This is a genomic window from Polaromonas sp. CG_9.7 (genome assembly GCF_015752205.1).
Classification (GTDB): Bacteria; Pseudomonadota; Gammaproteobacteria; order Burkholderiales; family Burkholderiaceae_C; genus Polaromonas.
This window is the reverse complement of record NZ_JADOVG010000001.1, coordinates 294,897-306,900: the sequence shown is the minus strand read 5'-3', so window position 1 is coordinate 306,900 and position 12,004 is coordinate 294,897. Positions and strand designations below refer to the sequence as shown.

Sequence of the window (12,004 nt, the reverse complement as noted above, 5' to 3'; positions counted from 1 at the left end):
AGCGTTCTTAAAAAACTAAAATCAACGATTCGGCGTTTTCTGCCGCTCTTTGAGCAGCAGCACGACGCCCCAGGTTTTCAGTTTTTTTCTTTCCCCGGAACACCGATCTATGTCCAGCCACCCGACTCCTCCCGCCACCGTCAGCACGGCCCCGGCCCACCACGACGAAAACCAGCTCATGGTCGAGCGCCGGGAAAAGCTCGCCGCCCTGCGCCAGCACCAGGCCGACGGCCGGGGCGTGGCTTTTCCCAACGACATCAAGCCGGAACACCGTGCCGAAGCGCTGTTTGCACAGTACAGCCATCTGAGCAATGAAGAACTCGAACCCATGGGGGTCAAGGTGACGGTGGCCGGCCGCATGATGCTCAAGCGCGTGATGGGCAAGGCCAGCTTTGCAACATTGCAGGACGCGTCGTTTGGCCCCACGGGCGGCCGCATCCAGCTCTACATCAACAATGCCGGCGTCGGCGAGGACGTGCATGCCGCATTCAAGCACTGGGACCTGGGCGACATCGTGTCGGCTGCCGGCACACTGTTTCGAACCAAGACGGGTGAATTGTCGATTCATGCCAACAGCATCCGGCTGGTCACCAAGAGCCTGCGGCCGTTGCCCGACAAATTCCATGGCATGGCCGACCAGGAAGTGAAGTACCGCCAACGTTATGTAGACCTGATCATGGACGAGGCCGCGCGCAAGCGTTTCATGGCGCGCAGCAAGGCGGTCAGCGGCATTCGCGACTTCATGGTGTCGCATGACTTTCTGGAAGTCGAAACGCCGATGCTGCACCCGATTCCGGGCGGCGCAAACGCCAAGCCGTTCAAGACGCACCACAACGCGCTGGACCAGGAAATGTTCCTGCGCATCGCGCCCGAGCTGTATTTGAAGCGTCTGATCGTCGGCGGTTTCGAGCGCGTGTTCGAGATCAACCGCAGTTACCGCAACGAAGGCATCAGCGTTCGCCACAACCCCGAGTTCACCATGATGGAGTTCTACGCGGCCTGGTGGAACTACACCGACCTGATGGCCTTCACCGAAGACCTGATCCGCGACATTGCGCAGAAGGTCTGTGGTTCGCTGCAACTGAGCTATGCCGACAAGCCGGTGGACCTGAGCCAGCCGTTTGAGCGCCTGACGATTCGCGAAGCCATCCTCAAGCACACCGACGCGGGCGACAACGTGGACAACGCCGAATGGCTGACCCACGCGCTGAAAAAGCTTGGCTTGAGTGAAGCCAAGAACCGCCTGGCTGGCCGCTCGCTGGCCAGCCTGCAGGTGCTGTATTTCGAGGAAACGGTGGAGGACAAGCTCTGGCAGCCGACCTTCATAATGGAGCATCCGACCGAAATCTCGCCACTGGCGCGGGCCAATGACGAGCGCCCGGAAGTCACTGAGCGTTTCGAGCTGTACATCACGGGCCGCGAGTTCGGCAATGGCTTCAGCGAGCTGAACGACGCCGAGGAACAGGCCGCGCGCTTCAATGCACAGGTCGATGCCAAGGACAGCGGCGACGACGAAGCCATGTTCTACGACCACGACTTCATCCGCGCGCTGGAATACGGCATGCCGCCAGCCGGTGGCTGCGGCATCGGCATCGACCGGCTGATGATGCTGCTGACCGACAGCCCGAGCATTCGCGACGTGATTTTGTTCCCGGCGCTGCGCCGCGAGGCTTAAGCACTGGCGTGGCTTCGCTCTCGTCAACGAAAAGCGTTTGCGCTTGGCGCTGCCGACTGAGTTGCAATGTCTCATCATAAAAAAAAGGCTTAACGCCCGAATCCGGGAGTTAAGCCAATCCAAATGGTTGGCCACGCATTGGCATGCGTGGCGGTAACCGCACAAGCAATTAATTCATGCGTTGTTCAATGGGCGGCCAGCGTTGCTTGCGCTGCGCCTGCCTTCATGGCTTTTGCCGATTTGTCGGAAAAAGCTATCCAATAACTGGACGTAGCCGCATATTGCACTCGTGGAGCGATGATGCCTAAAGTCGGTCTCAAGCTTGGGAAGAAGGGGATATTCACGTTATCCCACGACATGTTGACCTGAACTGAAGCCACGCCCATTCCAAAAAATTCAATAGTCGATGGTTGCGAACTGAATTCCCAGAAATTACGGTAGGTCGATTTACAGGCGGTATTGGCCGGCGTGTCATAGCGGCATGCAACTTCATTCACAAATGAGGTGTTGAACCATTTGACCCCCACTCCAGCCTCCAAAATAGTGTTCAGGAACCCCCCAACCAAGGCTGGTTTCTTGAAACTGGCTTTGTTGATTTCATTGATCACCGCCTGCATGACCAGAGGTTCTTGGCCAAGTTGGCTAATATTGACATCAACATGCAAAGGCGTGACACCGTCGGGCATGAAATAGAATTCCGATGCAAGAGAGTTACCCAGGACAACCGGCTGCAAATTGGCAGGACGGGTTTGCGCCAAACTATTGGGCCTGAGCCAGTCACTGAAGCTTGGGCCGCTGCTTGCCAACCCAGCGCTCCGTCCACCGGCCAATTGTGTTTCTGCTACAGTCATTGGCAACACTCTATTGCGGCTCATGAGCTGCAGGGTACGTGACCCAAGCCCCACTACACCGCCTTGAATACCGGCATCGGCTATTACATTGAACGAAATCGAATCAAGACGCAGGCGGTCTCCGGTACCTGCCGCCCGATAGCTGAACGCAAAGTGAAATTCCACACCTCCGCTCACCGAAGGCAAGACAGGATTCCAGGCTCTACTGGCTGCCCATAGTTCCTTGTCAACCTCAATCGTGGCGACAAAATTGAACACGCCATCGGCTTTGTTGGTTCGGAAGTCGCTGAAGCTGTGATTGACGTCTGGGCCGCCCGTGGCAACATTGGCTTTATGTCCCACAGCTGGGAAGCTGATTCGAAAGTTTCCGTTTGAAGGCAAATAGGGTAACTTCGCCACCCCCGGTGGCAGAGCCCAAGGCAAACGCAGTTGCACTCCCATCTGACCGCTCAGGTAGCCATCTGTTTCCAGCAAACTGCGGCCGCGTATGGGGTGCTGGGGCACGCTATCTACGCCTCGCAGCATGGCCTCCAGCGGGGCTTGCGATGCTGACAATACCGCATTTGCAAACGCGTCCCTGCTGCTGAAAGGAACCATGTCATTGAGCAATCGCTGGGCATGCGTGATTAGATGCGGTGCCCCGGCCTGCAAATACTTGATGGACAGATCCCCCTGGGTTTCGGCCGTGAAGTCGTAAAACTTCAGAGTGCGCGAACCCACATCCGGTGTGCTTGTAATATTTTGTATGACGGCATTGCGTTCAGCTGTGGTTAATGCAGATTGACTTAAATCGCGCAGGGTTCTTGCACTTTCCTGTTGGGCGTACTTGGCCGCCAGAATGTAGTTTTCGGTGAGCGACAAAGCGCTAAAGGCGGTAGAACGGTCAGAGTAGGTTGCGCAGGCGACACGGGCCGGGCGAGTCTCGTCCACGTCATACGGATAGGAGCTGGACAGCACGCGTCCTAAGGTTACGGTACTCACCGTGTTGTTTAGTGATTTTTTGATGTTGATACCCAAACTCTCTAAGTTCGGTGCGGTCAACGTCGTTGTTGGCAATGGCTTGTTGGGATTGTCAAACACGTCAACGACTGACTTGGGCGTCAGGGGATTGAGCTTGACATGGCTTGCCGCCCACTGTTTGATTATGTTGCCGCCGACTGCGTCCGTGATGCGGTAGTGCTGCTGCCGGTCGTTAGGGTCACATGCAATTGCGCCAGACTGACGTGAAAGACACATACCGTTAGTATTGTTTTGTACCAGGTAGACCTCGTCGAACTGCCGGGCGCCCCAGCCCAAACGATCTAAGGTGAAGGGTGTTGCAATGGCTTCATTTATAAAAGTTCGAAGATAACCTTGACCGTCCGAATAGCCGAACTGGTTTTCTGAAAATTTGCAATTCAAGGCGCCTTGCGTGACCTTGGCGCCATGGTCCCAAGTCTGGTATTGATTTGCAGCATTGCAGGACCCAAAGTATATGGAAGTGCCGTTGCCGTCCAGGCATTTACTGTACAAGGTATGGCGCAACAAACGGCCGTCGGCTGCCCATTGCTGCTGTGGACTGGTAGCCGAACAGGAACCCATGTAGATGTCGGTGCCATTGCCACTCAGACACATACCCGACTGGACATGCACCAGTAGATTACCCTGACGCCGCCACTGTTCAGAAGATTTAAAGGGCTCACATGCAGACATATAAAGACGGGTACCGATGTTCTCGATACATTTACCGCTCTGGTCATGGGCAAGAAGTCCATTAGGCGGCGTTTGGGCCTGGGCTCTGCCCACGCTGCCCAGAAGAAGAAAAACTACGAGCAGTAATAATTGTTGGGTCCACGGGGTAAGCCATTGACGTTGCCTAAGGCTCTGCGGATGGTTCATGGTTGTCTCTTTCGAAGACTAAATTTCAGGGAAATACCGCTACGGCACAGCGCCGGCACTTGTGCATCGATTTCTGATGTCTTGCAGGCAAGACTCAACCTATGCAACTGGAAGAGGCAACTTTTTTAGCCATGCCTGCAGATGACCTGAGTGATGTGATGGCGTCAATCAAAAAGTTGCAACTATTCACAATTATCATCAATTTATTAAAAATATTTACTTATGGTTACTACTAGTGTTCATGCCATTGCCGCATGACGGCATACACCGCTCCTTAATTGACAATGGGCAAGTTGTTGGCGCGGTGTTTTTCCAGCTCTAGCGGTATTTTGTTAAAGCCGAAGGCAGAGTTCATTCCTGTGGCCAGCGTTCAAGCCGTCGAGCAGCGCGGCGAGTCCGGCCGGGGGCGTGTCGGCAAATGCGCTCCAGTAGCTCGCCAGCAATTAGCCCGGGGACAGCCAAGCGCCCAGCAGGCGCGGCCAGCACACGGCAGTGCATTGCGACTGCCGGTTTTTTTCCCTGCCTCGGCCGGTGCTGAAGACTCACTGGCGCGGGCCTGGCTGGCATCGTTGCACCAGCAAAAGGCCACCGCGCAGCACACCAACGTCCAGTGAGGGCGGATCGCCCGGTCGCTTCGAACCATGAAGTCGGCGCAGCCGAGCTCGTCGTTCATTTGCTTGTAGCTTTGCTCCACCCAGTTGCGCAAGCCGTATATGCGCACGACCTCGTCCAGCGTCGCCTGCTCGCGCGACAAGTTGGTGATGAGGTGCCAAGTGGCAAGGACCTGCAGCGCACGCCGGTCGGTCGTGGCGCACACTGCGCGCACCTGCCTGTCAGGGCCATGACCGAACAGCGCGAGCATCCGCGATGTGATTTTTTTTCGGCTCTGCGCCGCGAAGCTAACGCGAAATCACCCTGACCTTCCGTCACCGCACTCAAAGCGCATGGCAACTATTGACTACTGAATTGATAGCTGCTTGCGCACACCAGATTTACGGAAATGGCCTATTTCATGCAAAAAATCGCTTAGGGCAGGACGTTTTTCTTGCGCTTGGGTGCGGCCGTCGCACGTTCCACCGGCAGGCGCAGATCGTCCAGATAGTCGCGTGCAATGTCAACGCTGCATTCGACACCCAGCATGGGGTAGCGCTGGGCCAGCCATTGGGCCGCGCACAGCCTGCCCAAGTCGCGCAAGGCATGGATCAGGCCGGCATCGATTGACGCATTGGTCGAGGCGCTGTAGGCGTCCAGCACTTCACCACCGTCGATGCGGTGCATCAGCACATCCTTGTATTGCGACGCTTCGAGCTTGCCTTCGGCCAGCAAGCGTTTGACGAAATCGATGGCGCGCATTTCGGCGACCAGCCCCGCATTGAAGGTGATTTCATTGACCCGGTCGGCAATCTCGCCTGGCTGGGTCGGCAGCTTGTCGCGCCGGATCGGGTTGATCTGGACCAGCATGATGTCCCGGCTCTGGCATTCGTAGAGCAGCGGGTGCAGCGCCGGGTTGCCGGTATAGCCGCCATCCCAGAAATGGTCGCCTTCAATCTCGACCGCCTGAAACACCATCGGCAGGCAGGCCGACGCCATGACCGCGTCAGCCGTCAGGCGCTTGCCTGAAAACACCTCGGCCTTGCCGGTGCTGACGCGCGTGGCCACCACGAACACCTTCGGCGTTGCCGGGAACGGGTGCGCAGCCAGCCGCTCGAAATCAACCTGGGACGCCAAAAAATCCTTCAGCGGGTTGATGTCAAACGGATTGCTCTGGTAAGGCGACACGCTGCCAGACCAGTAGCGGGTCAGTTCATCGGTCCAGCGCGAGGCCGACCAGATGCCGCCGCCCAGCTGGCCGAGCAGGATGTTGAACGGCGCACGCTGCCACAGAGAAAGTGACTTTGACAGCGAAGACGACACGGCGCTCAAGTCAATAATGCCGTTCCAGAACGTCGCCAGTGCCTTCCGGGCCACTTCATAGCGCGCGAGCCGGGACTGGTCCGGGGCGCTAACCAGCCCATGCGCCAGCACCACGGCATTCATGGCTCCTGCGCTGGTGCCGCTGATGCCTTCGATGTCAATGCGGCCGTCTTCCAGCAGTGCGTCGAGCACGCCCCAGGTGAAGGCGCCGTGCGAGCCACCGCCTTGCAACGCCAGATTGACCAGGCGATGGCCGCTGTCAGGAAGGGGGAGTACTGCATTATTGGAATTTTTCATCTTCGAAGGGTAACAAACCGCAAGTACCGCCGTTTACAGACCATGCCGCGCGGGCGCTGCCTGGAATCGCCTGCGCTTCGCCATTCAATGGCTTTGCGGTTTGCGCTACCATCCGGCAGCATTGCAGAACTGCCATTTTTTGAATAAAAATGGCCTTTTTCGCTTTACCCACCTGCAATTTTTGCTACAAAAAATAATACTAACTTCAATGAAATACCTTGCAGGCTACCCGGAGAGCCTTCAGACGCAGGTTCAGCAATTGCTGGCCAAAGGCAGCCTGGGCGAAACGCTGCTGGCCAAATACCGTCATACCCACGCGGTACGCACCGACAAGGCCTTGTATGACTATGTCATGGTGCTGAAAAATGAGTTTTTGCGCAATTCGGAGCCATTGAACAAGGTGATGTTCGACAGCAAGCTGCAAATCATCACCCACGCGCTGGGCACGCACACGACGATTTCGCGGGTGCAGGGCAACAAGCTCAAGTCCAAGCGTGAAATTCGGGTAGCGTCGCTATTCAAGGAAGTGCCGGAGGAGTTTTTACGGATGATTGCGGTGCATGAACTGGCGCACATCAAGGAAAAAGCGCACGACAAGGCGTTTTATAAACTCTGCACCTACATGGAGCCGCACTACCACCAGTACGAGTTTGACCTGCGCGTGTACCTGACGCACATTGACGCGGCGGGCAAGCTGGAGTGGTCGGGCGCGTAACTTGAAGTGGCCACTCCGGCAGATGTCAGGGAATTAGGCCCAGAGCATGCATGTAGGCCGGATGCACCATGAGTTCATCCCATTCCAGCGCGGGCGCCTGCGGCAGCAGCGCCTCACGGCGCAATTCGCTGGCTTCCAGCGCTTCCCAACGGCCTTTCAGCAGCGCTTCGGCCATGCCATCGAGCAATTCATCGACCGGCTTGCCATCGCCCACCGACTGGTTGCACAGCAAAACCATGTCGCAGCCGGCGTTCAGCGCGGCAATGGCTGCCTCGGTGTAGCTCACTTCCACGCCGTCGATCAGCCGCGCACCGGCCATGCTCAGGTCGTCGCTGAAAATCGCGCCGCCAAAACCGAGCTGGCTGCGCAAAATGAAGTTCAGCCATTTGCTGGAAAAACCGGCCGGCCGCGCATCGACCTTGGGGTAGATCACATGCGCCGGCATCACGCTGGACAGCGTGGTGTTGAGCCATTCATACGGCGCGGCGTCGTCTTTCAGGATGGCATTGAGCGTACGCGTGTCCACCGGAATGTCGGTGTGCGAGTCAGCCTTGACGAAGCCGTGGCCGGGAAAATGTTTGCCGCAATTGGCCATGCCGCTTTGCAGCAGGCCGTGCATCAGACTCTTGGCCAGCAGACTGACGACGCGCGGGTCGCGGCCGAAGGCACGGTCACCGATGACGCCGCTTTCGCCATGGTCGAGGTCCAGCACCGGTGTGAAGCTGAAATCGACGCCGCAGGCGCGCAGTTCGGCGCCCAGCACATAGCCACAGGCAGTAGCGGCATTGGTGGCGGCCAGCTGGTCCCTGACCCACTGCGCACCCAAGGCACGCATGGGTGGCAGGTGCGTCAGGCCGTCGGTGCGAAAGCGCTGCACCCGGCCGCCTTCGTGGTCCACGCAGATCAGCAGGTCGTCGCGCAAAGCCTTGATCTCCGCGCACAGCTTGCCGAGCTGCTGGCGGTCTTTCCAGTTGCGGGCGAACAGGATGATGCCGCCGGTCAGCGGATGCCGGAGGCGGCGGCGGTCGTCCTTGCTCAGTTTGAGACCGGCGATGTCGATGATGAGAGGGGCGTGCGGGGTCATGGGAATATTTTCAGGAGTACTATTAAATTCATAGCTGCTTGTGCAGGAATGGCATGCGCAATGGTTACTTTTTCTCTACAACACAAAAACTTGCGGCATAGTCGGTTTCATCGGTCACGGTGATATGCGCCGTCAGTTCGCGCGCGTCAAACCAGTCCTTGAGTGCGCCATGCAGCACGATTTCGGGCTTGCCGCTGTTCATCTTGGCGATTTCGCAATGCCGCCAGGTCATGGGCATGCGCATGCCCAGGCCAATCGCCTTGCTGAAGGCTTCCTTGGCAGAAAAGCGGGTGGCAAGGTAGCTGACACCCCGGTCGGGCCAGCGGGCGCTGCGCTCTGTCCATGTCGCCAGTTCGCCGTCGCTCAGGATTCTCTGGGCAAAGCGTTCGCCATGGCGCGCCAGGCTGGCGTGGATGCGGCGGATGTCGCAGATGTCGGTGCCGATGCCGTAGATCATCAAGCCAGGGCGGCGGGCGCGAACGCCTCGTTGATGCAGCGCAGGTAATCCTTGACCGTGGCGTCGTAACCGAGTTCGAGCGCATCGGCTACCAGCGCATGGCCGATGGAAACTTCGCGCACGTTGGGAACGGCGCGCAAGAAATCAGCCAAGTTGTCACGGTTCAGGTCGTGTCCGGCGTTCACTCCCAAATTAATAGCTGCCGCTGCCCGCGCGGTCTGCGCAAACTGGTCCAAGGCCTTGTTTTTTTCAGGGCCAGACCAGTGGCTTGCATAGCTTTCGGTGTACAGCTCGACCCGGTCGGCGCCAATGCCTTTGGCAGCAGCCATGGCCTCGGGAACCGGGTCCATGAACAGGCTGACCCGAACGCCGCGCGCATGGGCATATTCGATGTGTGGCTGCAGACGTTCGGCATCCTGCGGAAAACTCCAGCCGTGGTCGCTGGTGAACTGGTCTTCGCTGTCAGGCACAAAAGTGCACTGGTGCAGCGGCAAGCCCCGGGCCGACAGGTCGCGCACAAAATGCATCAAGTTTTGCAGCGGATTGCCCTCGATGTTGAACTCGCAGTGCGGCCAGTCCTTCATCAGCGCGGCAATTTCATACACATCGTCGGCGCGTATGTGGCGCTCGTCGGGCCGGGGATGCACCGTGATGCCGCTGGCACCCGCCTTCAGGCACAACTCGGCAGCGCGCAACACGCTGGGAATGTCCAGATGCCGGGTATTTCGAAGCAGCGCCACCTTGTTGACGTTGACCGACAGCACGGTTTTCAAAGTGCCGGGGGGATGGGGCAGGTGCGAACGATGGTCGGAGTGGAATAAGGCGATCATGGCGACATCAATCGAATAAATCGTTAAAGGGCTTGCAGGTCCATCATCATCTGCCGGGTTTTCAAAACCCTGACACCACAATGGTAGTGCAGCAAGGCACGCAGCTGTATTTTGAGTTCATTGGCGGCCGGCACACAGGCCCGCAGCGTGTCGGTAAACAGCGCTTTTTCACCCAGCGACTGCTGCAGCGCCTGCCAGTGTTCGCCGCTCAGGCTGAAGCGGTCATCGTCATGGACGGGCCGCAGACCGGCCTCGGCAACCAGCACATAACGCTGCTGCGCAGCCAGCGGCGCCAGGGTTGCGGTTTCGGCATCCAGCCGGGGCAGCAAGCCAATCCCCTGCAACAGGCGCAACTCGAAAGCACGCAGCGCCAGCTGAAGCGTTTCGGTATTCTGGCTGGCAAGCAGCTGGACCGTGGCGGCATAGGCATCAAACAGCAGTGGATGCGGGTCGTCCCGGGCCAGCAGGCGCATCAGTAACTCGTTCAGGTAATAACCCGAAAGCAGCGCATCGCCACTTGGCATGACATGGCCACCCTGCCATTCAGCACTCTTGAGGTTGCGGATTTCCGCATCGCCGCCAAATGCGACATGCAGCGGCTGCATGGGCAGCAAAATCGGCCGGAAACTGGAACTGGGTTTCTTGGCACCGCGCGCCACCAGCGCCACCCGGCCGTAGTGACGGGTGAACACATCCAGGATCAGGCTGGACTCGCTCCAGTCGTAACGGTGCAGCACATAGGCGGGTTCATTGTTGATGCGTTGGGCAGCCAAGGTGGAGGTGTCAGGTCAAGCGATCACGTAGAAGTGGCAAGCAGGGTCTGCATTTTCCCAAGCAGGGGCCGCGGGACCGGCTTCGCCGGACCGCAGGCGCAGCAGCCCCCTCGGGGGGACAGGAAGCCACACGCAGTGGGCGACCGTCGGGTGCATCTTCCCAAGCAAGGGCCGCGGAACCGGCTCTGCCGGGCCGCAGGCGCAGCGGCCCCCTCGGGGGGCAGGAAGCCACACGAAGCGGGGAGCGTGGGGGTGCATCTTCCCAAGCAGGGGCCGCGGAACCGGCTTCGCCGGACCGCAGGCGCAGCGGCCCCCTCGGGGGGCAGCGAACCACGCGAAGCGGGGAGCGTGGGGGTGCATCTTCCCAAGCAGGGGCCGCGGGACCGGCTTCGCCGGACCGCAGGCGCAGCGGCCCCCTCGGGGGGCAGCGAACCACGCGAAGCGGGGAGCGTGGGGGCTCTATCACTCATACCCGAAGGTCTTGACGCGTGCCTCGTCATCCGCCCAGCCGGATCGGACCTTGACCCAGATCTCCAAAAACACCTTGCCGCCGGTCAGGGCTTCGAGTTCATGCCGTGCCTCAGTGCCGATGCGCTTGAGCTTCTCGCCCTTCTCCCCAATGATCATGCCCTTGTGGCCGTCGCGCTCGACGACGATGGTCGCGGCAATCTTGCGCAGATTGCCCTCTTCCTCATATTGGTCAATGATGACGGTCGAGGTGTAGGGCAGCTCGTCGCCGGTCAGGCGAAACAGCTTTTCCCGGATGATCTCGGCAGCCATGAAGCGGTCGCTGCGATCGGTCAGTTCATCCGCGCCATACATCCACGGCTGCACCGGCAGGTATTTTTCACAAATCCCGAACAGGCGCTCGACGTCCTTGGCATTGTTGGCCGACATCGGCACGAATTCGGCAAAGTTATGCCGTTCCTGCATGGCGCGCAGCCAAGGCGCAATTTCAGCGCGGCGGTGAATCAGGTCAAACTTGTTGGCCAGCAAAATGGCCGGTGTTTTTTCTGGCAGCAGCGCCAGCACCTTGGCATCGGCCAGGTTGAACTGGCCGGCTTCCACCACGAAAACAATCAGGTCCACGTCATTGACGGCGCCAACCACCGTACGGTTCAGCGAACGGTTCAGCGCATTGCCATGCCGTGTCTGAAAACCCGGTGTATCGACAAACACAAACTGCGTCGCGGCGCGCGTGCGCATGCCGGTGATGCGGTGGCGCGTGGTCTGCGCTTTGCGCGAGGTGATGCTGACCTTCTGGCCGACCAGCGCATTGAGCAAGGTGGATTTGCCGACGTTAGGCTTGCCGACGATGGCAATCAGGCCGCAACGCTGCTCGCCCACGGGCGGCAGGCTCTGCGCACCATTGTCCGCCGGTACAGCCGCGCCGCGCGAAGCTGTTGCCTGGGCAAGCATGGCGTCGATGGCGTCCTGGCTCTGGGCAGGCTCGGGCGCTGCAGGAGATGCTGCCGTTTGATCGCCTTGGGGCAAGTCGGCAGGTGGGGTGGATTCTTTTTTTTCGGTACT

At 58.9% G+C, this 12,004-nt stretch carries 11 protein-coding genes; 2 read left to right on the top strand and 9 right to left on the bottom strand.

What is annotated here, in order from left to right:
- Positions 1-109: 109 nt before the first annotated feature.
- Positions 110-1,675 (top strand): lysine--tRNA ligase, encoded by a 1,566-nt coding sequence (gene lysS / locus IWX87_RS01425; RefSeq protein ID WP_196861711.1) that lies wholly within the window; start codon positions 110-112, stop codon positions 1,673-1,675.
- A gap of 185 nt (positions 1,676-1,860) precedes the next feature.
- On the opposite strand, the gene IWX87_RS01420 is transcribed toward lysS, so the two are convergent.
- The 4 genes from IWX87_RS01420 to IWX87_RS01405 form a co-directional block, all read right to left on the bottom strand.
- Positions 1,861-4,404, bottom strand: coding sequence for a ricin-type beta-trefoil lectin domain protein (locus IWX87_RS01420; protein WP_196861710.1), 2,544 nt, complete (start codon positions 4,402-4,404; stop codon positions 1,861-1,863).
- Between the two features lie 370 nt (positions 4,405-4,774).
- Entirely contained in the window at positions 4,775-5,266 is a 492-nt protein-coding gene (locus IWX87_RS01415) for a transposase (protein ID WP_196861709.1), read from the bottom strand.
- A gap of 164 nt (positions 5,267-5,430) precedes the next feature.
- Entirely contained in the window at positions 5,431-6,615 is a 1,185-nt protein-coding gene (locus IWX87_RS01410; protein WP_196861708.1) for a patatin-like phospholipase family protein, read from the bottom strand.
- Entirely contained in the window at positions 6,599-6,787 is a 189-nt protein-coding gene (locus IWX87_RS01405; RefSeq protein ID WP_196861707.1) for a hypothetical protein, read from the bottom strand. The genes IWX87_RS01410 and IWX87_RS01405 overlap by 17 nt, the downstream gene beginning before the upstream one ends.
- Before the next feature lie 36 nt (positions 6,788-6,823).
- Between IWX87_RS01405 and IWX87_RS01400 the strand changes: the two genes are divergently transcribed.
- On the top strand, positions 6,824-7,330 hold the full coding sequence (locus tag IWX87_RS01400; protein WP_196861706.1) for a YgjP-like metallopeptidase domain-containing protein: 507 nt from the start codon (positions 6,824-6,826) through the stop codon (positions 7,328-7,330).
- Positions 7,331-7,355: 25 nt separating this feature from the next.
- Here the strand turns inward: IWX87_RS01400 and nagZ are convergent, their stop codons facing one another.
- The 5 genes from nagZ to era all read right to left on the bottom strand — a co-directional run bounded on the left by nagZ (position 7,356) and on the right by era (position 11,893).
- Complete coding sequence (gene nagZ, locus IWX87_RS01395) at positions 7,356-8,414, bottom strand: beta-N-acetylhexosaminidase (RefSeq protein WP_196861705.1); 1,059 nt, start codon at positions 8,412-8,414, stop codon at positions 7,356-7,358.
- Between the two features lie 64 nt (positions 8,415-8,478).
- Positions 8,479-8,871, bottom strand: a complete 393-nt coding sequence (acpS, locus tag IWX87_RS01390) for a holo-ACP synthase (RefSeq protein WP_196861704.1) — start codon at positions 8,869-8,871, stop codon at positions 8,479-8,481.
- Positions 8,871-9,701 carry a pyridoxine 5'-phosphate synthase gene (locus IWX87_RS01385; protein WP_196861703.1) on the bottom strand — a complete coding sequence of 277 codons (831 nt, stop codon included), beginning with the start codon at positions 9,699-9,701 and terminating at the stop codon, positions 8,871-8,873. The genes acpS and IWX87_RS01385 overlap by 1 nt, the downstream gene beginning before the upstream one ends.
- A gap of 23 nt (positions 9,702-9,724) precedes the next feature.
- Positions 9,725-10,474, bottom strand: coding sequence for a DNA repair protein RecO (recO, locus tag IWX87_RS01380; protein WP_196861702.1), 750 nt, complete (start codon positions 10,472-10,474; stop codon positions 9,725-9,727).
- A 462-nt stretch (positions 10,475-10,936) separates the two neighbouring features.
- The gene (gene era, locus IWX87_RS01375; RefSeq protein WP_196861839.1) at positions 10,937-11,893 is read right to left on the bottom strand and encodes a GTPase Era; all 957 of its coding nucleotides are present in this window, start codon (positions 11,891-11,893) and stop codon (positions 10,937-10,939) included.
- Positions 11,894-12,004: the final 111 nt, after the last annotated feature.

Bases quoted from the DNA above. Each gene is read 5' to 3' on its own strand.
- lysS (WP_196861711.1), top strand. From the start codon at position 110: ATGTCCAGCCACCCGACTCCTCCCGCCACCGTCAGCACGGCCCCGGCC.
- IWX87_RS01420 (WP_196861710.1), bottom strand. From the start codon at position 4,404: ATGAACCATCCGCAGAGCCTTAGGCAACGTCAATGGCTTACCCCGTGG.
- IWX87_RS01415 (WP_196861709.1), bottom strand. From the start codon at position 5,266: ATGCTCGCGCTGTTCGGTCATGGCCCTGACAGGCAGGTGCGCGCAGTG.
- IWX87_RS01410 (WP_196861708.1), bottom strand. From the start codon at position 6,615: ATGAAAAATTCCAATAATGCAGTACTCCCCCTTCCTGACAGCGGCCAT.
- IWX87_RS01400 (WP_196861706.1), top strand. From the start codon at position 6,824: ATGAAATACCTTGCAGGCTACCCGGAGAGCCTTCAGACGCAGGTTCAG.
- nagZ (WP_196861705.1), bottom strand. From the start codon at position 8,414: ATGACCCCGCACGCCCCTCTCATCATCGACATCGCCGGTCTCAAACTG.
- acpS (WP_196861704.1), bottom strand. From the start codon at position 8,871: ATGATCTACGGCATCGGCACCGACATCTGCGACATCCGCCGCATCCAC.
- IWX87_RS01385 (WP_196861703.1), bottom strand. From the start codon at position 9,701: ATGATCGCCTTATTCCACTCCGACCATCGTTCGCACCTGCCCCATCCC.
- era (WP_196861839.1), bottom strand. From the start codon at position 11,893: ATGCTTGCCCAGGCAACAGCTTCGCGCGGCGCGGCTGTACCGGCGGAC.